Origin of the sequence: Clostridium sp. AT4 (genome assembly GCF_001517625.2) — a bacterium.
In the GTDB taxonomy this organism is placed as follows: domain Bacteria; phylum Bacillota; class Clostridia; order Lachnospirales; family Lachnospiraceae; genus Enterocloster.
On record NZ_LN999828.1, the window covers coordinates 357,646 to 378,458 of the forward strand.

Annotated in this window: 20 protein-coding genes; 19 read left to right on the top strand and 1 reads right to left on the bottom strand. The window is 48.7% G+C overall.

Annotation, left to right across the window (positions count from 1 at the left end; translation table 11 throughout):
* The first annotated feature begins 254 nt into the window (after nucleotides 1-254).
* Genes BN3656_RS07965 through thiI form a run of 5 tightly spaced genes read left to right on the top strand, consistent with a single transcriptional unit; the run spans nucleotide 255 to nucleotide 5,163 of the window.
* Nucleotides 255-1,010, top strand: coding sequence for a TSUP family transporter (locus tag BN3656_RS07965; protein ID WP_081422903.1), 756 nt, complete (start codon nucleotides 255-257; stop codon nucleotides 1,008-1,010).
* 56 nt (nucleotides 1,011-1,066) lie between these two features.
* The gene (gene prmA, locus BN3656_RS07970; protein ID WP_066546267.1) at nucleotides 1,067-2,023 is read left to right on the top strand and encodes a 50S ribosomal protein L11 methyltransferase; all 957 of its coding nucleotides are present in this window, start codon (nucleotides 1,067-1,069) and stop codon (nucleotides 2,021-2,023) included.
* 3 nt (nucleotides 2,024-2,026) lie between these two features.
* Nucleotides 2,027-2,776, top strand: coding sequence for a 16S rRNA (uracil(1498)-N(3))-methyltransferase (locus tag BN3656_RS07975; RefSeq protein ID WP_066546269.1), 750 nt, complete (start codon nucleotides 2,027-2,029; stop codon nucleotides 2,774-2,776).
* 15 nt (nucleotides 2,777-2,791) lie between these two features.
* Nucleotides 2,792-3,946, top strand: coding sequence for a cysteine desulfurase family protein (locus BN3656_RS07980; protein WP_066546272.1), 1,155 nt, complete (start codon nucleotides 2,792-2,794; stop codon nucleotides 3,944-3,946).
* A 35-nt stretch (nucleotides 3,947-3,981) separates the two neighbouring features.
* Nucleotides 3,982-5,163, top strand: a complete 1,182-nt coding sequence (thiI, locus tag BN3656_RS07985) for a tRNA uracil 4-sulfurtransferase ThiI (RefSeq protein ID WP_066546274.1) — start codon at nucleotides 3,982-3,984, stop codon at nucleotides 5,161-5,163.
* Between the two features lie 63 nt (nucleotides 5,164-5,226).
* Here thiI and BN3656_RS07990 read toward each other — a convergent pair whose 3' ends face one another.
* The gene (locus BN3656_RS07990) at nucleotides 5,227-5,460 is read right to left on the bottom strand and encodes an HPr family phosphocarrier protein (protein WP_066546276.1); all 234 of its coding nucleotides are present in this window, start codon (nucleotides 5,458-5,460) and stop codon (nucleotides 5,227-5,229) included.
* Between the two features lie 138 nt (nucleotides 5,461-5,598).
* Between BN3656_RS07990 and mtaB the strand changes: the two genes are divergently transcribed.
* The 14 genes from mtaB (at nucleotide 5,599) to BN3656_RS08060 (ending at nucleotide 20,613) form a co-directional block, all read left to right on the top strand.
* Nucleotides 5,599-6,972, top strand: a complete 1,374-nt coding sequence (mtaB, locus tag BN3656_RS07995; RefSeq protein ID WP_066546279.1) for a tRNA (N(6)-L-threonylcarbamoyladenosine(37)-C(2))-methylthiotransferase MtaB — start codon at nucleotides 5,599-5,601, stop codon at nucleotides 6,970-6,972.
* Between the two features lie 94 nt (nucleotides 6,973-7,066).
* A complete protein-coding gene (locus BN3656_RS08000) occupies nucleotides 7,067-7,327 on the top strand; it encodes an IreB family regulatory phosphoprotein (protein ID WP_066546281.1) in 261 nt (86 codons plus the stop codon).
* Nucleotides 7,328-7,635: 308 nt separating this feature from the next.
* Entirely contained in the window at nucleotides 7,636-8,106 is a 471-nt protein-coding gene (gene ruvX, locus BN3656_RS08005; protein ID WP_066546287.1) for a Holliday junction resolvase RuvX, read from the top strand.
* A gap of 1 nt (nucleotide 8,107) precedes the next feature.
* Nucleotides 8,108-8,386, top strand: coding sequence for a DUF1292 domain-containing protein (locus BN3656_RS08010; protein WP_066546290.1), 279 nt, complete (start codon nucleotides 8,108-8,110; stop codon nucleotides 8,384-8,386).
* Between the two features lie 441 nt (nucleotides 8,387-8,827).
* The gene (locus BN3656_RS08015; RefSeq protein WP_066550620.1) at nucleotides 8,828-10,462 is read left to right on the top strand and encodes a ribonuclease J; all 1,635 of its coding nucleotides are present in this window, start codon (nucleotides 8,828-8,830) and stop codon (nucleotides 10,460-10,462) included.
* Between the two features lie 32 nt (nucleotides 10,463-10,494).
* Nucleotides 10,495-11,049 carry an endolytic transglycosylase MltG gene (locus tag BN3656_RS08020; protein ID WP_081422905.1) on the top strand — a complete coding sequence of 185 codons (555 nt, stop codon included), beginning with the start codon at nucleotides 10,495-10,497 and terminating at the stop codon, nucleotides 11,047-11,049.
* A 3-nt stretch (nucleotides 11,050-11,052) separates the two neighbouring features.
* A complete protein-coding gene (locus BN3656_RS08025; protein ID WP_066546293.1) occupies nucleotides 11,053-11,706 on the top strand; it encodes an O-methyltransferase in 654 nt (217 codons plus the stop codon).
* A 9-nt stretch (nucleotides 11,707-11,715) separates the two neighbouring features.
* On the top strand, nucleotides 11,716-12,942 hold the full coding sequence (locus tag BN3656_RS08030) for a U32 family peptidase (RefSeq protein WP_066546297.1): 1,227 nt from the start codon (nucleotides 11,716-11,718) through the stop codon (nucleotides 12,940-12,942).
* A gap of 22 nt (nucleotides 12,943-12,964) precedes the next feature.
* Complete coding sequence (locus BN3656_RS08035; RefSeq protein WP_331467845.1) at nucleotides 12,965-13,786, top strand: YdcF family protein; 822 nt, start codon at nucleotides 12,965-12,967, stop codon at nucleotides 13,784-13,786.
* 30 nt (nucleotides 13,787-13,816) lie between these two features.
* A complete protein-coding gene (locus BN3656_RS08040) occupies nucleotides 13,817-16,765 on the top strand; it encodes an insulinase family protein (protein WP_066546304.1) in 2,949 nt (982 codons plus the stop codon).
* Nucleotides 16,766-16,784: 19 nt separating this feature from the next.
* Complete coding sequence (era, locus tag BN3656_RS08045; protein ID WP_066546306.1) at nucleotides 16,785-17,696, top strand: GTPase Era; 912 nt, start codon at nucleotides 16,785-16,787, stop codon at nucleotides 17,694-17,696.
* Nucleotides 17,697-17,710: 14 nt separating this feature from the next.
* Nucleotides 17,711-18,361 carry a DNA repair protein RecO gene (gene recO / locus BN3656_RS08050; protein ID WP_066546309.1) on the top strand — a complete coding sequence of 217 codons (651 nt, stop codon included), beginning with the start codon at nucleotides 17,711-17,713 and terminating at the stop codon, nucleotides 18,359-18,361.
* Between the two features lie 164 nt (nucleotides 18,362-18,525).
* On the top strand, nucleotides 18,526-19,170 hold the full coding sequence (locus tag BN3656_RS08055) for a hypothetical protein (protein ID WP_143331338.1): 645 nt from the start codon (nucleotides 18,526-18,528) through the stop codon (nucleotides 19,168-19,170).
* A gap of 54 nt (nucleotides 19,171-19,224) precedes the next feature.
* The gene (locus BN3656_RS08060; RefSeq protein WP_066546315.1) at nucleotides 19,225-20,613 is read left to right on the top strand and encodes a glycine--tRNA ligase; all 1,389 of its coding nucleotides are present in this window, start codon (nucleotides 19,225-19,227) and stop codon (nucleotides 20,611-20,613) included.
* Nucleotides 20,614-20,813: the final 200 nt, after the last annotated feature.

Consider the following 20,813-nt stretch of genomic DNA (forward strand, 5'->3'; position numbering starts at 1 on the left):
TGCCATCCCCGTGGCCCCGCAGGGCCTGTATGTGTGATGGAGTGTAATGCAATCAGGGAATTTCATACTTTGTTTTGTGATTTCTCTGCCGGGTAACGCAGCAGGGGAATGGTTTTTCTTCTGTTTCATCCGTTCATAAGGTTAATGCACAGGCAGCCTGTTTTATTGCAAAAAAAATTTGCCTCTTATTGCCAGTCCTATGTTTCTGTGCTAATATATAGGTTGCTTTATTGCAGGAAAAGAGGAATAAAAACGTGATGCAGTATTTAATTGTCTGCCCCCTGGTATTTTTAGCAGGTCTGGTAGACTCCATTGCAGGGGGAGGCGGACTGATCTCCCTGCCCGGCTATATGATCGCAGGGGTGCCGGCCCACATGGCTCTGGGAACGAATAAGATGAGCTCTACCATTGGTACTCTGGTTTCCACAGCCCGTCTTTTAAAGCACGGATATCTGAAAGGAAAGATTGCTGTTGCCGCTGTTTCGGCTGTGTTTGCCATGACAGGCTCTGTGCTGGGAGCGCAGATTGCCCTCCGGGTACCGGATTCGGTGATCCGGAGCATGATGATCGTGATCCTTCCCATTGTAGCCTACTATGTGCTTCGCAATAAAAATATGGGAGACAGTGAACGGACGGGAACCATTTCCAAAAGGCGCGTCTGTGTGATCTCACTGGCAGCCTCCTTTGTGATCGGAACCTATGACGGCTTTTACGGCCCAGGTACGGGAACCTTTCTGATCCTGGTGCTTACGGGAGCAGCCCGGATGGATATGCGCACAGCCGCAGCCCAGACCAAGGTGATCAATCTGTCGTCCAATATCTCCGCACTTGTCACATTTATCCTTACGGGAAATGTGTATTATACATTGGGAGCAGCCGCTTCTGTCTGTTCGGTAGCAGGCCATTATCTGGGAGCAGGACTGGTGGTCCATGACGGCCAGAAGATTGTCCGCCCCATGGTACTTGTTGTGTTAGGAATTTTGTTCCTTAAGATCATTGCCGGAGCATAAAGAGGAAGGCCGGAAAACTGTAACTGAAAACCTTATTTGAATCAGGAGAAATGCTTATGAAATGGAAGAAATTTACACTTACAACTACCACAGAGGCCGTAGATCTGGTCAGCAGTATGTTTGATGACATCGGGATCGAAGGAATTGAGATCGAGGATAATATTCCGCTTACAGAAAAAGAGACAAAGGGAATGTTCATCGATATCCTTCCGGAGCTTCCGCCGGACGAGGGCATTGCCAAAGTAAGCTTCTATCTGGATGATGATGCGGATGTGGCGGAAATGCTGAAAAAGGTCAATGAGGGACTGGACGAGCTGGCTTTATTTACCGATCTGGGAGCACGCACCATTGAGGCTTCTGAAACAGAGGACAAGGACTGGATCAATAACTGGAAGCAGTATTTTAAGCCCTTTACCGTAGACCATATCCTGATCAAACCCACCTGGGAGCCTATCCCTGAGGAGCATAAAGACAAGCTTCTGGTTCAGATCGATCCCGGCACAGCCTTCGGCACGGGGATGCACGAAACCACCCAGCTTTGTATCCGCCAGCTGGAAAAGCACGTTCACGGACAGGCTGAGATTCTGGACGTGGGAACAGGCAGCGGCATTTTAGGCATTACAGCCTTAAAGCTGGGAGCAAAGGAGGTCTGGGGAACAGATCTGGATGAAAATGCCATTACGGCAGTGGGAGAGAATCTGGAGGCTAACTCCATTTCCAGCGACAGCTTCCATGTGCTTCAGGGAAATATCATTGACGATCAGGCGGTAAAGGACTGGGCCGGATATGAGAAATACGATATCGTGGTTGCAAATATCCTTGCAGATGTAATTATTCTCCTTGTAGATGAGATTCCGGCTCATCTGAAAAAAGGCGGATATTTTATCACCTCAGGAATTATCAATATGAAGGAAGAGGCAGTAAAGGCGGCCTTTGAGGCAAATCAGGAGCTGGAAGTAACCGAGATCACATATCAGGGCGAGTGGGTGTCTGTCACAGCCAGAAAGAAGTAAGAGATGCATCATTTTTTTGCCGATCCGACCCAGGTGGCAGAGGATACCATCTTCATTACCGGGCCGGATGTAAACCATATGAAACATGTGCTCCGCATGAAGCCGGGGGAAGAAGTTTTGATCAGCGACGGCACAGGCCGCGACTATACCTGTGAGGTAGAGGCCTTTGAGCCGGACCGGGCTGTGGTGAGAATCCATTCTGTCTGTGACAGCCGGATGGAGCTTCCTGCCGAGATTTGGCTCTTTCAGGGCCTTCCAAAAGCAGATAAGATGGAACTTATCATCCAGAAGGCAGTGGAGCTGGGAGCTTCTGCCGTGGTTCCTGTTGCCACGAAAAATGCGGTGGTGCGGCTGGATGAAAAGAAGGCGCAGGCCAAGAAAAAGCGCTGGCAGGCCATTGCGGAAAGTGCAGCCAAGCAGTCAAAGCGCAGCCGGATCCCCCAGGTGGAGCTGGTGATGACCTTAAAAGAGGCATTTTCCTTTGTTCATGACAGGGAATTTGGCCTGTGCCTGATCCCATATGAGCAGGAAAAGGGGATGGACGCCATGAAGCAGGCTTTGGAGAAGATAGCTCCCGGCCAGAAAATTGCAGTATTTATCGGTCCGGAGGGGGGATTTGACGAAGGGGAGATCCGTCAGGCTCTTGAAATGGGCGTCTGTCCGGTGAGCCTTGGAAGCAGGATTTTGAGGACAGAGACAGCAGGGCTTGCCATTCTTTCGGTGCTTATGATGAAGCTGGAAGGGGCATTTTGAGAAAGGATCAGCAGTATGGAAGTATATTTTGACAATTCAGCCACCACCAGGGTTTTAGATGAAGTAAAGGACCTGACGGTGAAGCTTATGACAGAGGATTACGGAAATCCATCTGCCCGCCACAGAAAGGGAATGGAGGCAGAGCAGTATGTAAAAAATGCCGCTTCCCAGATCGCAAAGACCCTGAAGGTAAAGGAAAAGGAAATCCTTTTTACCTCCGGCGGTACGGAGTCCAACAATATGGCTCTGATCGGCACAGCCCTTGCCAACCAGAGGGCGGGAAAACACATCATCAGTACACGGATCGAGCATGCTTCCGTGTATCAGCCCCTGGCATTTTTAGAATCTCTTGGCTTTGAGGTGACTTATCTTTCCGTGGACAGTGAGGGACACATTTCCTTAGAGGAACTGGAGCAGTCCATCCGTCCCGATACGATTCTTGTATCTGTGATGTATGTAAACAATGAAATCGGGGCTATTGAGCCCGTAGAAGAGATCGCATCTCTGGTACACGGAAAGGGAAAAAACATTATTTTCCATGTGGACGCTATCCAGGCTTATGGTAAAATAGTAATCCGGCCCAAGAAGCAGGGAATTGACCTTTTAAGCGTCAGCGGCCACAAGATCCACGGGCCAAAGGGCGTAGGTTTTCTCTATATAGATGAAAAGGTAAAGATTAAGCCCCTTCTTTACGGCGGCGGCCAGCAGAGGGATCTGCGCTCCGGCACGGAAAATGTTCCGGGTATTGCGGGTCTGGGGCTTGCCGCTCAGGAGATGTACCGGGATCATGAGGCTAAAATTGGGAAAATCACCGGTTTAAAGGATTATTTCATTGACCGTGCGTTGGAGCTTGAGGATGTAACCGTAAACAGCCAGAAGGGCGGTTTAAGCGCTCCCCAGATCGTCAGCCTAAGCTTTAAGGGCGTCCGCAGTGAGGTGCTTCTCCACGCCCTGGAGGATAAGGAAATCTATGTATCCTCAGGCTCTGCCTGCTCCTCCAATCACCCCGCTATCAGCGGCACCTTAAAGGCTGTGGGAGTAAAAAAGGAGCTTTTGGATTCTACCCTCCGGTTCAGCTTCGGCCTTTTTAACACAAAGGAAGAGATCGACTATTGCATGGATGTATTAAAGGAGCTGCTTCCGGTTTTGAGACGCTATTACAGAGCGTAGCTGTCAGTTTGTTCGTTGTTTAGAAAGAGGTATATATGCAGTATCAGTCATTTTTAATTAAATATGCGGAGATCGGCACCAAGGGCAAGAACCGCTTTATGTTTGAAGACGCCCTGATCAAGCAGATCCGTTTCGCCCTCCGGGAGGTAGACGGAAGCTTTGAGGTGACAAAGGAATCAGGACGCATCTATGTAACCGCTGAGGGCGATTATGACTATGATGACACCATTGAGGCCTTAAAGCGGGTATTCGGTATCGCAGATATCTGCCCCATGGTGCAGATTGACGACAGGGATTATGAGAACCTGAAAAAACATGTGGTAGAGTATATGGATAAGGTCTACCCTGATAAGAACCTTACCTTTAAGGTGGTGGCAAGAAGAGGCGACAAGCGTTATCCTGTGTCCTCCGACCAGATTAACCGTGATATGGGAGAGGCCATTCTTGAGGCGTTTCCTCAGATGCGCGTGGACGTGCACAACCCGGATGTGCTCCTGAGAGTGGAGATCCGCCAGAAGGTAAATATCTTTTCCCTGATGATCCCGGGGCCGGGTGGTATGCCTGTCGGCACCAACGGAAAGGCCATGCTTCTTCTTTCTGGCGGCATCGACAGCCCGGTGGCAGGCTATATGATCGCAAAGAGAGGCGTAAAGATCGATGCGGTTTATTTCCATGCACCGCCTTACACCAGCGACCGTGCAAAGCAGAAGGTAGTAGATCTGGCCAAGCTGGTAGCCCGCTATTCAGGCCCCATGGATCTTCATGTGGTGAATTTTACGGATATTCAGCTGTATATTTATGAGAAATGCCCCCATGAGGAGCTTACCATCATCATGCGCCGCTATATGATGCGGATTGCTCAGGCTATTGCGGAAAAGAACGGAGCCATCGGCCTGATCACGGGAGAGAGCATCGGGCAGGTAGCTTCTCAGACCCTACAGTCACTGGCAGCTACCAATGAGGTCTGCACTATGCCCGTATACCGTCCGGTGATCGGCTTTGACAAGCAGGAGATCGTGGACGTGTCAGAAAAGATCGGAACATATGAAACATCCATCCAGCCCTTTGAGGACTGCTGCACCATCTTTGTGGCAAAGCATCCGGTGACAAAGCCAAATATCAACGTGATCCGCAATTCCGAGCGCCATCTGGAGGAGAAGATAGACGAGCTTGTAAAAACAGCGCTGGAGACAACAGAGGTAATCCGCTGTCAGTAAAAAAGGACGAAAAAACGCCGCCTGCCAAAGCAGACGGCGTATCCTGTTAAAAGCGCTGTTTCATCAGTCGATGATGTAGGGAGCCAGTGTAGATAAGATGTCCTCAACACTATTTTCAGCGTGGATATTTAAGTCGATGGGCTTGGAAAGATCCAGGCTGAAGATGCCCATGATGGACTTTGCATCGATCACATATCTTCCGGATACAAGATCAAAGTCAACATCAAATTTTGCCAGGTCATTTACAAAGGATTTGACCTTGTCAATGGAATTTAAGGAAATACGAACAGTTTTCATATTGAAGAACCCTCCTTGCGGTATGTATAATCTGATTTTATACTAAAGGAGAGACTCATAAAAGTCAATAGTGAGTTTGTATGAAAAAAACCGGAACAAACTGTAAAAAGTTTAAACGGCAGGAAAGGAGATTAAGTTATGCCGAAAGCGGCGTTTCACAATTTGGGCTGCAAGGTAAATGCCTATGAGACAGAGGCCATGCAGCAGCAGCTGGCACAGAGGGGCTATGAAATTGTCCCCTTTGATGAGAAGGCAGATGTATATATTATCAATACCTGCTCTGTCACCAATATCGCGGACCGGAAATCACGCCAGATGCTCCACCGGGCAAAAAAGCTCAATCCTCAGGCACTTGTGGTGGCAGCGGGATGTTATGTCCAGGTGGCCTCAGAGGAGCTTAAAAAGGATGCCAGTGTGGATCTGATCATTGGAAACAACAGAAAAGCAGAGCTGGCAGATATTCTGGATGCCCGTCTGGCAGAAAAAAATGAGGAAAACAGGGTGTATGTGCTGGATATTGCCCATACCCACGAGTATGAGCGCCTTCATCTGGATCGTCTGGGAGGCCATACCAGGGCTTTTATCAAGGTACAGGACGGCTGCAACCAGTTCTGCAGCTACTGCATCATCCCCTACGCCAGAGGAAGAGTCCGCAGCCGCAGCCATGAGGATGTGGCAGAGGAGGTAAAAGGACTGGTAGCAGGAGGGTATAAGGAAGTGGTCCTCACGGGAATCCACTTAAGTTCCTACGGCATTGAGCGCATGGAGGAAAATCCGGTGAGCCATGGCGACTGGAACCACAGGGAGCTGCTGGCGCTGATAAAGGAAGTTCACGCCATCGAGGGGCTGGAGCGCATCCGTCTGGGATCTTTGGAGCCAAGGATCATTACCAGAGAATTTGCAGAGGAGCTGGCAAAGCTTCCCAAGTTCTGCCCTCATTTCCATCTGTCTCTCCAGAGCGGCTGTGATGAGACCTTAAAACGCATGAACCGCCATTATACCACAGAGGATTATGAGGCCAGATGCCGTCTGTTAAGAGAGGTCTTTGACCATCCGGCCATTACAACCGATGTAATCGTGGGCTTTCCGGGGGAAACGGAGGAAGAATTTGCTCTCACAAAAGAGTATCTGGAACGGATCCATTTCTATGAGATGCATATTTTCAAATATTCCAGAAGAGAGGGTACAAAGGCAGCTGTGATGAAGGATCAGATCCCTGAATCTGTGAAGGCAGAGCGCAGCGACGTGCTCCTTTCTCTGGAAACGAAGATGTCTGAGGAATACAGAAAGCATTACGGGGATTCTGTACTTTCCGTACTGTTTGAGGAGATTACAGTCATAGACGGAAAGGAATATCTGACCGGCTATACGCCTCAGTATGTGAGGGCTGCCCTGCCTGTAACGGACAGGGAAATCTGCAGCCGCATGGCAGGAAATATCTTTGAAGTACAGGCGGAAGGCTTTGTAACAGATGAGGTTCTGCGGGTAAAATTGCAGGAAATAACTGTATAAATTAAACAAAAAACAGGGCAAATCAAAAATACTCTATTGCCGAATGGGGAAATATAGGGTAGAATATAGAAGAATACTTAAAGGACGTGATAATATGGGCAATATAAGAGAAACACAATATTTTCAGGCTGTTCAGGACAAAAAGATGGAAGTGAGCGATGTGCTGGAGCAGGTGTATATTGCCTTGACGGAAAAGGGCTATAACCCTGTAAATCAAATCGTGGGTTATATTATGTCCGGAGATCCCACTTATATCACCAGTCATAAGGGCGCCAGAAGCCTGATCATGAAGGTGGAAAGAGATGAGATCCTGGAAGAGCTGATGGCTGTTTACATTGATGCCCGTCTGAAATAACAGTGCCGGTCAGACTGTGGCTGCAGGCGGATACAGGCAGCACTTTGCTGCTTCGGATAAAATACCGTCAGGAGACTGGGAACGGTCTCTTTGTTTGATGACGGTACAGTATAATACAGGAATATGAAACGGTCATTTTCCTGCTGCAACGTCCATTGAGGTCTTCTAAAATGGGGAGCCTGATGGACGTTGTATTGTATATGGAAATAAAGCAGAGGAGGACGCTTTTTAAGTCCGCTCCTGCTTAAAAATGGCGGCTGCCAAAGCCGGAATCCGGCAGCTGCCGTATAGATGTGGAGGAATTGAATATGAGAATCATGGGTCTTGATTACGGCTCTAAGACTGTGGGAGTAGCAGTCTGCGATCCTTTAGGTATCACAGCCCAGACCGTGGAAACGATCACCCGCAAGGATGAGAATAAGCTGCGCCAGACCCTGGCCAGAATTGAAGCTCTGGCTTTAGAGTACGGGGTAGAACGGATCGTTCTTGGTTATCCTAAGAATATGAACAATACGCTGGGAGACCGGGCTAAAAAATCCGAGGAATTAAAAGAAGCCTTAGAGCGCAGGACAGGCCTTCCTGTGGTGCTTTGGGATGAACGTCTTACCACAGTGGCTGCAGAGCGCGTGCTGATGGAAAGCGGCGTGCGCAGAGAGCACAGAAAGGAATCTGTGGATCAGATCGCAGCTGCCATGATCTTACAGGGATATTTAGACCGCATGGCGATGGAACAGAAAAAGGAAGAAACAGCCGGTGATATGCCGGAGAGCGGAGAATAAGATGGAAGAAAGAACAGACTGCATTACCATGGTGACAGAGGATGGAGACGAGGTGGTGTTTTCCGTACTGGAGGAGACCAGGATCCATGGGAAGGATTACCTTCTTGTCACAGACGCCCCTGAGGATGAGGATGGAGAATGTTATATTTTAAAGGATGTATCCGGAGAACAGGAGCCGGATGCGGTTTATGAGTTTGTGGAAGACGACAGAGAACTTGACAGTGTAATGGGGATTTTTGAAGCCCTTTTGTCTGATGCAGATGTGGAAATTGAAAAGTAAAAATAAGGAAGAAAGATTGGAGGAATCAGTTTGAGTTTAGAAGAAAAAGAAAATGGAATCGAGCAGGAAAATAATACGCCTGAACCAGCAGGGCATACAGGAGAAGCCGGTTCAGAAAACAGTGCGCCGGTAAAAAGACGCCCTCAGAACCGCCGGCCGGTTCAGAGAAGAACGGCGAGACCGAAAAATACATCTGAAGAAGGAAGGAAGGCTGAGGGAGCGGAAAGTACGGTACAGACAGAAGGCGCACCGGAGGCCGCAGAAAAGAAGGAACAGAACAGACGGGCTCCCAGACGCCGCACTCCGGCTCCCAGACAGGGACAGGGTACCGGCAGAAGACAGGTTCCGGCTCCTTTAAGAAATACAGATGAGACAGCGGCAGCTCTTCCTGCAAAGCGCAGCACACGGGGAACAAAAAAGGACGGAAAAGGCAAGTTAAAGGTGATCCCCTTAGGCGGCTTAGAGCAGATCGGCATGAATATTACAGCCTTTGAATATGAGGATTCTATTATCGTAGTAGACTGCGGACTTGCCTTCCCGGGGGATGATATGCTGGGAATCGATCTGGTAATCCCGGATGTGACCTATTTAAAACAGAATATTGACCGTGTAAAGGGCTTTGTGATCACCCATGGACATGAGGACCATATCGGTGCTCTTCCTTATATTTTACAGCAGGTAAACGTGCCGGTTTACGGAACCAAGCTGACCATTGCGCTCATTGAACACAAGTTAAAAGAGCACAATCTGTTAAAGACCACCAGGCGCCGTGTGATGAAGCATGGCCAGTCTGTGAATCTGGGCTGCTTCCGGGTGGAATTTATAAAGACAAACCACAGTATTCAGGATGCGTCTGCTCTGGCGATTTTCTCACCGGTCGGCATTGTGCTCCACACCGGCGACTTTAAGATTGATTATACGCCTGTATTTGGCGATCCCATTGACCTGCAGCGCTTTGCAGAGCTGGGAAAGAAGGGCGTCCTTGCCATGATGGCAGACAGTACCAATGCCACCCGTCCCGGCTTTACCATGTCCGAGCGCAGCGTGGGAAAGACCTTTGATGCGATTTTCGCAGAGCATACGAATCACCGCATTATCGTGGCTACCTTTGCTTCCAATGTAGACCGTGTGCAGCAGGTAGTAAATACGGCTTATAAATATGGCAGAAAGGTAGTAGTGGAAGGCCGCAGCATGGTAACGATCATTGATATTGCCAGTGAGCTGGGATATATCAATATTCCCGACGGAACGCTCATTGACATTGACCAGCTGAAAAACTATCCGCCTGAGTCCACCGTGCTGATCACCACAGGAAGCCAGGGCGAGTCCATGGCCGCTCTGTCCCGCATGGCAGCCAGCATCCATAAGAAGGTGTCCATTATGCCGGGAGATGTGGTTGTATTAAGTTCCAGCCCTATTCCGGGAAATGAAAAAGCAGTGGCAAATGTGATCAATGAGCTTTCCACCAAGGGAGCCAAGGTGATCTGTCAGGATACTCATGTATCCGGCCATGCATGCCAGGAGGATTTAAAGCTGATCTACTCTCTGGTACATCCCAAGTTTGCCATTCCCGTACACGGCGAGTTCCGTCACAGGGTTGCGCAGAAGGAACTGGCAGAGTATATGGGCGTTGCCAAGGATAACGCGATCCTGGTTAATTCAGGCGATGTAGTGGCTCTGGATGAGGACAGCTGTCAGGTGATCGACCATGTGACAGCAGGCGGTATTCTGGTAGACGGTCTGGGTGTAGGCGATGTGGGAAATATTGTCCTGCGTGACCGTCAGAATCTGGCTCAGAATGGTATTATCGTGGTAGTGCTTACGCTGGAGAAACATTCCAACCAGCTGCTTTCGGGGCCGGATATCGTATCCAGAGGCTTTGTCTATGTACGGGAGTCTGAGGATCTTTTAGAGGAGGCCCACAATATCGTGGCGAGCGCAGTAGAGGACTGCTTAGACCGCCATGTAAGCGACTGGGGCAAGATCAAGAATATCATCAAGGACAGCTTAAGCGAGTTTTTATGGAAGCGCATGAAGCGCAATCCCATGATTCTTCCGATTATTATGGAAGTATAGCCTTTGATATACAGCAGGAGGAGTGACAGGCCATGAGCAGACGGACAAGGGAGATCAATCGAATAACCACAGCCATTATCACCATTTCCATTAGGCTTATGGTGCTGGCTCTTCTTATCCTGCTTTTATACGAGGCCGTAGTCCGGGGATTTGCCTTTGGCCATGAGATTTTTTATGCAGAAGCGGCAGAGGTGGCTCCGGGGAGAGAAATCACGGTCGAGATAAAAGAGGGAGAGACAGCAAAAGAGGCCGCGGGAGAACTAAAGAAAAAGGGACTGATCACGAATGATTTCGCATTCTGGTTTCAGAGTATTTTCTATGATTACCAGGACATTTATCCCGGGATCTATACGCTTAACACCTCCATGACTTCCAAGGAGATTTTAAGAGAGCTGAATGTAAAACCTGAGGAGGAAAGCGAAGCGTCCCCCGAAGCCCGCACGGTGAGCGGGGAGGCGGATCTCTCAAAAGATGCAGATTCCTCAGAGAACAGGAAGACCAGAGCGGTTCAGGCAGAGCTGGACGGAGAGGATATCTATATGGAGGAAGAGGAATCCGGCGGCTGGATCGAAGAGGTAGAGGAATAAGACATGGTTGTAAATGACAGAATCACAGACTATATCCAGTCCCTGGAAACCAGTCAGGGACCGGTTTTGGATGAAATAGAAAAAGAGGCTCTGGATCAGTTTGTGCCTATCATCAGAAAGGAGACGGCAGCTTTTTTAAGAACCATGACGGCAGCCCTTAAGCCGTCGGCCATACTGGAGATCGGCACGGCCGTCGGGTATTCTGCTTTGCAGATGTGCCGGGTGATGCCGGAGCACTGCCGCATTACTACCATTGAAAAGTATGAGAAACGCCTTCCCATCGCCAGAGAGAATTTTCATCGGGCAGGAGAAAGCGGACGGATCACACTTTTAGAGGGCGATGCAGACGTGCATCTGAAGGAGCTGGCAAAAAAAGGCTGTCAGTTTGATCTTGTGTTTATGGATGCAGCCAAGGGGCAGTATCTAAACTGGCTTCCCATGGTGCTTGATCTTATGCCCAAAGGCGCGGTGCTCATTTCCGACAATGTGCTTCAGGACGGCGATATCATCCAGTCACGGTTTGCCGTGGAGCGCAGAAACCGCACCATCCACAGCCGCATGAGAGAGTACCTGTATGAGTTAAAGCACACAGAGGAACTGGAAACCTCCGTGATTCCCATTGGAGACGGAGTGACAGTCAGTACAAAGGTTAGATAGGAGAACGATATGAGAGAAACAGAGCTGCTGATACCGGCAGGCAGTCTGGACGTATTAAAGACTGCTGTGGTTTACGGAGCAGATGCCGTATACATCGGCGGAGAGGTCTTTGGCCTCAGAGCTAAAGCGCACAATTTTTCCAAAGAAGAAATGAAAGAGGGAATTGCCTTTGCCCATGAGCGCGGGGTCAAAGTCTATGTGACTGCCAATATTCTGGCGCACAATGACGATCTGCCGGGGGTAGAGGCTTATTTTGAAGAATTAAAAGAAGTGGGGCCGGATGCCCTGATCATTTCAGATCCCGGCATCTTTGCCATTGCAAAGAGAGTTCTTCCCCAGATGGAGCTCCATGTGAGCACTCAGGCGAATAATACCAATTACGGCACCTATTTATTCTGGCATCAGCTGGGAGCGAAACGGGTAGTTTCTGCAAGAGAGCTGTCCTTAGAGGAGATTAAGGAGATCCGGGCCCATATTCCGGAGGATATGGAGATCGAGAGCTTTATCCACGGAGCTATGTGCATTTCTTATTCCGGAAGATGCCTTTTGAGCAATTTCTTTACCGGACGGGACGCCAACCAGGGGGCCTGCACCCATCCATGCCGTTGGAAATATTCGATCGTAGAGGAGACCAGACCGGGAGAATATATGCCTGTTTATGAAAATGAGCGCGGCACCTATATCTTTAATTCCAGAGATCTGTGCATGATCGAGCATATTCCGGAGCTGATCGATGCGGGAGTTGACAGCTTTAAGATCGAAGGCCGTATGAAGACAGCTCTTTATGTGGCAACGGTGGCAAGAACCTATCGAAAAGCCATTGATGATTATAAAAAGGATCCTGCCCTCTATGAGCAGAATATGGAGTGGTATAAGGAAGAAATTGGAAAATGTACCTACAGAGAGTTTACCACAGGCTTTTATTTTGGAAAGCCGGGAGCAGATGCGCAGATTTACGACAGCAATACCTATGTAAAAAATTACACCTATCTGGGAACGGTAGAGGAGTCCGAAGGCTGCCGGTTCAGAATCGAGCAGAAGAATAAGTTCTCTGTGGGAGAAACCATTGAGATCATGAAGCCCGATGGACGAAACGTACAGGCCCTTGTAAAGAGTATCTGCGATGAAGAGGGCAATGCTCAGGAGAGCGCTCCCCATCCCAAGCAGATCTTGTGGGTGGAGCTGGATGCGCCGGCAGATGTGTATGATATACTGAGAAAGAAAGCGGAGCAGTAAAAGACAGGAGGCGGTAAGTTTGGTGGATGGTATCCTGCTGATCCTGGCAGCATTGTGTGCGGTTTACTTTGTGATCATTGTGATCTATGGGGGAATCGGCACTTCTTTTGCCTTTATATGGCTGTTTTTTGCGGCTCTTTGCGTATTTCTTGTTTATGGAAAATGGTATTACAGCCGTCATATGTTTGACATTCCCAAGTGGGTGCCTGTGAGTATCGTTACCACCTGTGTGATGGGAGTGACCGTCATGGCAATGATATGTACTCTGGTGTTTTTGGGCGTCGCTTCCGAGGAAGAACCCGGACTTGATTATGTGATCGTTCTGGGAGCTAAGGTAAAGGAACATACGGTGAGCAATTCACTGAAAAAACGGCTGGATAAGGCCATTGACTATGCCCAGAAAAATCCGGAAACCTATCTGGTGCTTTCAGGGGGAAAGGGAGCGGATGAACCCATAAGCGAGGCTCAGGCCATGTACAAATATCTGGTCTATAACGGTGTCCGTCCAGAGCAGCTGCTCCTTGAGGATCGGTCTGCCAGTACGGTGGAAAATATTGCCTACAGCAGACTTGTGATCGAAGGCCATCGGGAACGGCTGCGTCTGGAACGGGAGCAGCAGGAGAAAAAACGCAGGGAACCTTACCTTATGGTAGATGACAAGCCTGTGGAAATCGGTGTTCTCACCAGCAATTTCCATGTATTCAGAGCCAGGATGATTGCCCGCAAATGGGGCTTTGAGCATGTTTATGGCATCAGCGCCCAGTCGGATCCTGTGCTTTTTATCCATCTGTGCGTTAGGGAATGTGCGTCGATTATAAAAGACCGGCTTATGGGAAATATGTAGGATAGAATGACTGCTTAAAGGAGGACTGAAATGATTGACAAAAAAATGTTAGACCGCGTAAAAGAGCTTTCACAGTACCGTCTTGTAGATGAAAGACCTGTTGAGGAGATGAACTCATATGGAATGGTGCTGGAGCATAAAAAGAGCGGAGCCAGGATTTTTTTAATGAGCTGTGAGGATGACAATAAAGTATTTTCCATTGGATTCCGCACCCCGCCCCAGGACAGCACAGGACTTCCCCATATTCTGGAACACAGTGTTTTGGAGGGGTCTGAGAAGTTTCCCGTAAAAGATCCCTTTGTAGAGCTGGTAAAGGGTTCTTTAAACACATTTTTAAATGCAATGACCTATCCGGATAAGACGGTTTATCCGGTCGCCAGCTGCAATGACAGGGATTTTCAGAACCTGATGGATGTGTATTTAGACGGCGTGCTCCATCCTTCCATTTACCGTGAACCGAAGATTTTTTTACAGGAGGGCTGGCACTATGAGATGGAGGAGACGGACAGCCCCTTAATCATCAATGGTGTGGTTTACAATGAAATGAAGGGCGCTTTTTCCTCACCGGAAAGCGTGCTGGACCGGTATACAAAGGCGGTTCTCTTTCCGGATACCCCATACCGCCATGAATCCGGCGGCGATCCCGCCTGTATTCCGGATCTGACCTATGAGCAGTTTATTGCCTTCCATAAAAATTACTATCATCCGGCCAACAGCTTTATCTACCTTTATGGAGATATGGATATGGCTGAAAAATTAGAGTGGCTGGACAGAGCGTATTTATCCCAATATGACAGGACAGATTTTACCCTGGATTCCCGGATTCCCATGCAGGAGCCCTTTAAGGAGCCCATTGAGAGGGAAACTACCTACTCTGTAACAGCGGAAGAAGGGACAAAGGGGCGAACCTATCTGTCTTTAAATACCGTAGTGGGAACGGATCTGGATCCGGAGCTTTATGTGGCTTTCCAGATTTTGGAATATGCGCTGATCGATGCTCCGGGAGCACCCTTAAAGCAGGCGCTTATTGACGCCCATATTGGTCAGGATATTCTGGGAGGCTACGACAACGGGATCCTTCAGCCCTGCTTTTCCGTAATCGCCAAAAATGCAGAGCGGGAGCAGAAGGGGGAATTTCTTGCTGTGGTTAAGGGAACCCTGCGCCGTCTGGCAGATCAGGGCATTGACAGAAAGAGCCTTCTTGCAGGCTTAAACTACTACGAATTCCGCTACAGGGAAGCAGATTACGGCTCTGCGCCCAAGGGACTTATGTACGGTCTCTGGTCTATGGACAGCTGGCTTTATGACGGAGATCCTATGCTCCATCTCCAGTATCAGAAGACCTTTGACTTTTTAAAGAAGGCAGTATCCGAAGGATATTTTGAGAATCTGATCCGCGGATATCTTCTGGACAATCCCCATGAGGCTTTTGTGATCGTAAGCCCCTGTACAGATCAGACCGCCAGAGAGGATGAGGCTCTGGCAGAGCGGCTTAAGGCTTACAGGAATTCCCTTTCAGAAGAAGAGAGGAGCGAGATTGTCCGAAAGACAAAGGAATTAAAGGCATATCAGGAGGAGCCGTCCTCTCAGGAGGATCTGGAAAAGATTCCCATGCTCCAGAGATCCGATATTGAGAAAAAGGCAGAAGGCTTTTCTTATGAGGTAAAGGAGGAGAGCGGGATTCCTGTCATCCACAGCCCGTTATTTACCTCTGGGATCGGCTACCTGAAGGTGCTCTTTGACTTTTCTGTCCTGCCGGATGAGGATATTCCCTACGGAGCTCTTTTAAAGTCCGTGCTGGGCTATGTGGATACGGAGCATTACAGCTACAGCGATCTTACCAGCGAGATTTATTTAAACAGCGGCGGCCTGGATTTTTCCGTAGGCGGCAGCCAGAAAATGGGAGAGCCTGGAAACTTTACCGGTACCTTTACAGCCAGCGTAAAGGTGCTCTATGAAAAGCTGGATTTTGCTTTTGAGATGCTGGAAGAGATCCTCCTGCGCTCTAAGCTTACAGACGAAAAACGTCTGGGAGAGATTTTAGATGAGACTATGTCCAGAGCCAGAATGCGTCTGGAGAACAGTTCTCACAGCTCCGCTGCCATGAGAGCTGCTTCCTATTATTCGCCCCTGTCTTCTTTCTATGACCGCACCGGCGGTATTGGCTTTTATCAGTTTTTGGAGAAAATTACAGAGCGCTGCAGCAAGGAAGAGGGATATCGTCTCAAACTGGGGAAAAAGCTTATGGAAGTTGCAAAAACGCTCTTTACTGCTTCCAATATGACCGTAAGCTACACGGCGGATGAAGAGGGCTATGGCAGGCTTCCGGCTGCTCTGGCTGCCTTTAAGGCGGTTCTTCCGGAAGGGAATGGGATCCGTTACCCCTATGAATTTAAGCCAGAGCTTAAAAATGAAGGCTTTCGGACTGCATCGCAGGTCAACTATGTGGCCTGCTGCGGCACCTTCGGAGAGAGTGCTTATACAGGCGCATTAAAGGTATTAAAGGTGATTTTAAATTACGAATATCTCTGGGTAAACCTGCGTGTAAAAGGCGGAGCCTACGGCTGTATGAGCAGCTTTGGGCGAAATGGGGAAACAATGTTAGTATCTTACCGGGATCCCAAGCTGGGCGAGACAAACCGGGTTTATGAGGGAATCCCGGAGTATTTGAGAACCTTTTCCATTGACGACAGAGATATGACAAAATACGTTATCGGCGCCTTCAGTGAGCTGGATGCTCCCTTAAATCCTGCGGCAAAAGGAGCCAGAAACCTGGGAGCATGGCTTTCCGGCGTTACGGACGAGATGATCCAGAGAGAGCGGGATCAGGTTCTGAATGTGACCCAGGAGGATATCCGGGCACTGGCCGGACTGTTAGAGTCTGTGTTAAACACAGGCGCTCTCTGTGCCATTGGAAATGACCAGCAGATTGTGAATGAACAGGAACTCTTTAACGAAATAAAGCATCTTTACCACTAAATGAGCAGGAGCAGAAATGATGGAAGAAAATGTACAGAAGAAATCAGGCTTTGTCACACTGATCGGCCGTCCCAACGTAGGAAAATCTACGCTGATGAATCATCTGATCGGCCAGAAGATCGCCATTACCTCTGATAAGCCCCAGACCACCAGAAACAGGATCCAGACGGTGTATACAGATGAAAGAGGCCAGATCATTTTCCTGGATACTCCGGGAATCCACAAGGCGAAAAACAAGCTGGGCGAATATATGGTAGATGTGGCAGAGCACACCTTAAAGGAAGTGGATGTGATCCTCTGGCTGGTGGAACCCACCACCTTTATCGGGGCCGGGGAACGCCACATTGCAGAGCAGCTTTCCAATGTGAAAACACCGGTGATTCTGGTGATCAACAAAATTGATACCTTAAAAAAGCAGGAAGAAATTTTAACATTTATAGATGCCTACAAGGATGTGTGCAAGTTTGCAGAAATTGTGCCTCTTTCCGCACTGAAGGAAAAAAATACCGATCTTTTGCTGGAGCTTCTTTTTAAATATCTGCCCTGCGGCCCCATGTTTTATGATGAGGACACAGTTACGGATCAGCCCATGCGCCAGATTGCGGCAGAGCTTATCAGAGAAAAAGCGCTTCGCCTTCTGGATGATGAGATTCCCCACGGGATAGCAGTTACTATCGAAAAGATGCGCGAAAGGAAAAACGGCATCATGGACATTGAAGCCAGCATTGTCTGCGAACGCGAGTCCCACAAGGGAATCATTATCGGAAAGGGCGGCTCTATGTTAAAGCGCATCGGCACCAATGCCCGCAGGGAAATTGAAAATATGCTGGAGATGCAGGTCAATCTGCAGCTGTGGGTAAAGGTACGCAAGGAATGGAGAGACAGTGAGCTGTATATGAAAAATTACGGCTATGACAAAAAAGACGTATAAGGGGAGCGAGCAGGGTGAGAGAAGCAGTTAGCCTCACGGGCATGGTGCTTTTGGCTGCATCCTTTGGGGAAGCAGACCGGAGAGTGGTGCTTTTGACCAGAGAACGGGGGAAGATCACAGCCTTTGCTCACGGAGCAAGAAGGCCGGGAAGCGCCCTGATGGCAGTTACCAGACCCTTTGTGTTCGGCACTTTTAACGTCTTTGAGGGCCGCAGCGCCTATACCCTTCAGAGCGCCCAGCCGGTATGCTATTTTGACGAGCTTTCTGCAGATATGGAGGGGGCCTGTTACGGAGCTTATTTTCTGGAAATGGCCTCCTATCTGGCTCAGGAAAACATGGACGGAACCGAACTTTTAACACTGGTTTACCAGACATTAAAGGCCCTTTTAAATCCGTCCCTTCCAAACCGCCTGATCCGGCGGATCTTTGAGCTGAAAGTCATGGTTATAAACGGAGAATACACAGAAAATCCCCAGGGAAAGGTATCCGAGTCCTGTACCTACGCCTGGCAATATGTCATTTATTCCCCTGTAGGAAGCCTCTATACCTTCGTACTAAAACCCGAAGTCCAGGCCGAATTCGAGCACCAGGTAGAAAACGCCAGAACCACCTTCATCCGCCACAACTTCCGTTCTCTGGAAATTCTGGAACTGATGACCAGGTAGAACAGATGGAAATGTTTTGGTTTTACCTATAGAAACAACCTATGGCCATTGGCGACCACAACAAATACTTGCCGATAAGGCTTGAAATTATACGCATCAGAAGATATAATAAGCGGTATATTGCTCCCGCGGATGCAGGAGAAGCCTGGAAGAAAGGAAGAAATATGAAGAAAAGCATAAGAGGAATCCTGCTTCTTGCAGCCTGCACCGTCTTTTTTGCCGGCTGTGCCAGATCCAAAGGGAGCTGGGAAGCCTTTACGGAAAATACCCTTTATGTAGCCGGCGATGGAAGCGTTTCCTGGGCTTCTGTCGAAAGCTTCGGGGAAGGCGATTACAAAGAAGAGGAGTTAAAAGCCTTTGCCGGAGAGAGAATCAGCCAGTTTAACCAGTCTCAGGGCGAAGAGCCAGCCTTTGAAAATGAGAAGGGGGCAGAAAAGCTTCCGGTTGCTCTTGATACAGTGAGTATGAAGGATGGAAGGGCAGTTCTGGTGACGGAATACGATACCCCTTCCCGGCTGGTGGAGTTTTCACAGGACATAGGAGATGAGGGGATGCCCTTTGATTCGATTGATATAGGCAGTCCTGCGTCCCTGGCTTTGAAAGAACAGACTTCTTATCTGGATACAGAGGGAAAAGCGGCAGATCAGCAGGAAATTTTAAAGGAAACAGGTCTTGCGGTTCGTGTTTCGGGCCAGGGGGTCATTTCCGCGGAAAAAAAGATCCGCTATATAAGTGAGGGCTGTACCCTTCGGGATGTTCATACAGTGGAAACCGCGTCTGAGGGAGTAAGCTGCATTATATTGGAGTGATGCCCTGAAAGGGGCTTGCTGACAGTAAGTATATAAAAAGAGAGGACATGGATCATGGAAAAGACAATGGAAAAAATCGTAGCTCTTGCCAAGAACAGAGGTTTTGTATACCCTGGTTCTGAGATCTACGGCGGTCTTGCAAATACCTGGGATTACGGCAATCTGGGTGTTGAGCTTAAAAACAATGTAAAGAAAGCCTGGTGGCAGAAGTTTGTTCAGGAAAGCCCATACAACGTAGGAGTGGACTGTGCGATTCTGATGAATTCCCAGACATGGGTAGCCAGCGGCCATCTGGGCGGATTTTCTGATCCATTGATGGACTGTAAACAGTGTAAGGAGCGTTTCCGCGCAGACAAGCTGATTGAGGATTATAATGATGAGCACGGTATCGAGATCGAAGGCTCTGTAGACGGCTGGTCTCAGGAAGAGATGAAGCAGTATATTGAGGATAAGCACATCTGCTGTCCAAGCTGCGGCGCTCACGATTTTACAGATATCCGTCAGTTCAACCTGATGTTTAAGACCTTCCAGGGCGTAACTGAGGATGCTAAGAATACCGTATACTTAAGACCCGAGACTGCACAGGGTATTTTCGTAAACTTTAAGAATGTTCAGAGAACCTCCAGAAAGAAAGTTCCCTTCGGTATCGGACAGGTTGGAAAGTCCTTCAGAAATGAGATCACTCCCGGAAACTTTACCTTCCGTACCAGAGAGTTTGAGCAGATGGAGCTTGAATTTTTCTGCAAGCCGGGCACCGATCTGGAGTGGTTTGCATACTGGAAGCAGTTCTGTATTGACTGGCTTCAGACCCTTGGCATCAAGCCGGAGGAGATGCGTGCAAGAGATCACTCACCGGAGGAACTGTGCTTCTACAGCAAGGCTACCACAGACCTTGAGTTCTTATTCCCCTTTGGCTGGGGTGAGCTGTGGGGTATTGCAGACAGAACCGATTATGACCTGACCCAGCATCAGAATGTATCCGGACAGGATATGGCATACTTTGATGACGAGAGCAAGGAAAAATACATTCCTTATGTAATCGAGCCTTCACTGGGTGCAGACCGTGTTACACTGGCATTCTTATGTGCTGCTTATGATGAGGAAGAGATCGGAGAGGGCGATGTGAGAACTGTTCTTCATTTCCATCCGGCGCTGGCTCCTGTAAAGATTGGTGTTCTGCCTCTTTCCAAGAAGCTTAACGAGGGCGCTGAGAAGGTATTTGCAGAGCTTTCAAAATACTATAACTGTGAGTTTGATGACAGAGGAAATATTGGAAAGCGCTACAGAAGACAGGATGAGATCGGTACTCCGTTCTGTGTAACATATGATTTTGATTCTGAGAACGATCAGGCAGTTACTGTCCGCGACCGCGACACCATGGAGCAGGTACGCGTACCGATTGCTGAGTTGAAGGCTTACTTTGAGGATAAGTTCCGTTTCTAGGGAATATGTAAAATGAAAGAAAACAGCATCTGGGAAACCGTTAAAAGCGGTATTTCCGGGTGCTTTTTTCATATGCCTTTTCCAAGCGGCGCGTAGAAAAGTTTAGAATGATTTTATAAACGCCCCGCCATAAGTATGGTATACTTAAACTATATGTAAATTGCCTGTCTGCGTGCTGCGCCGAGGGCAGTGGAAGGAGG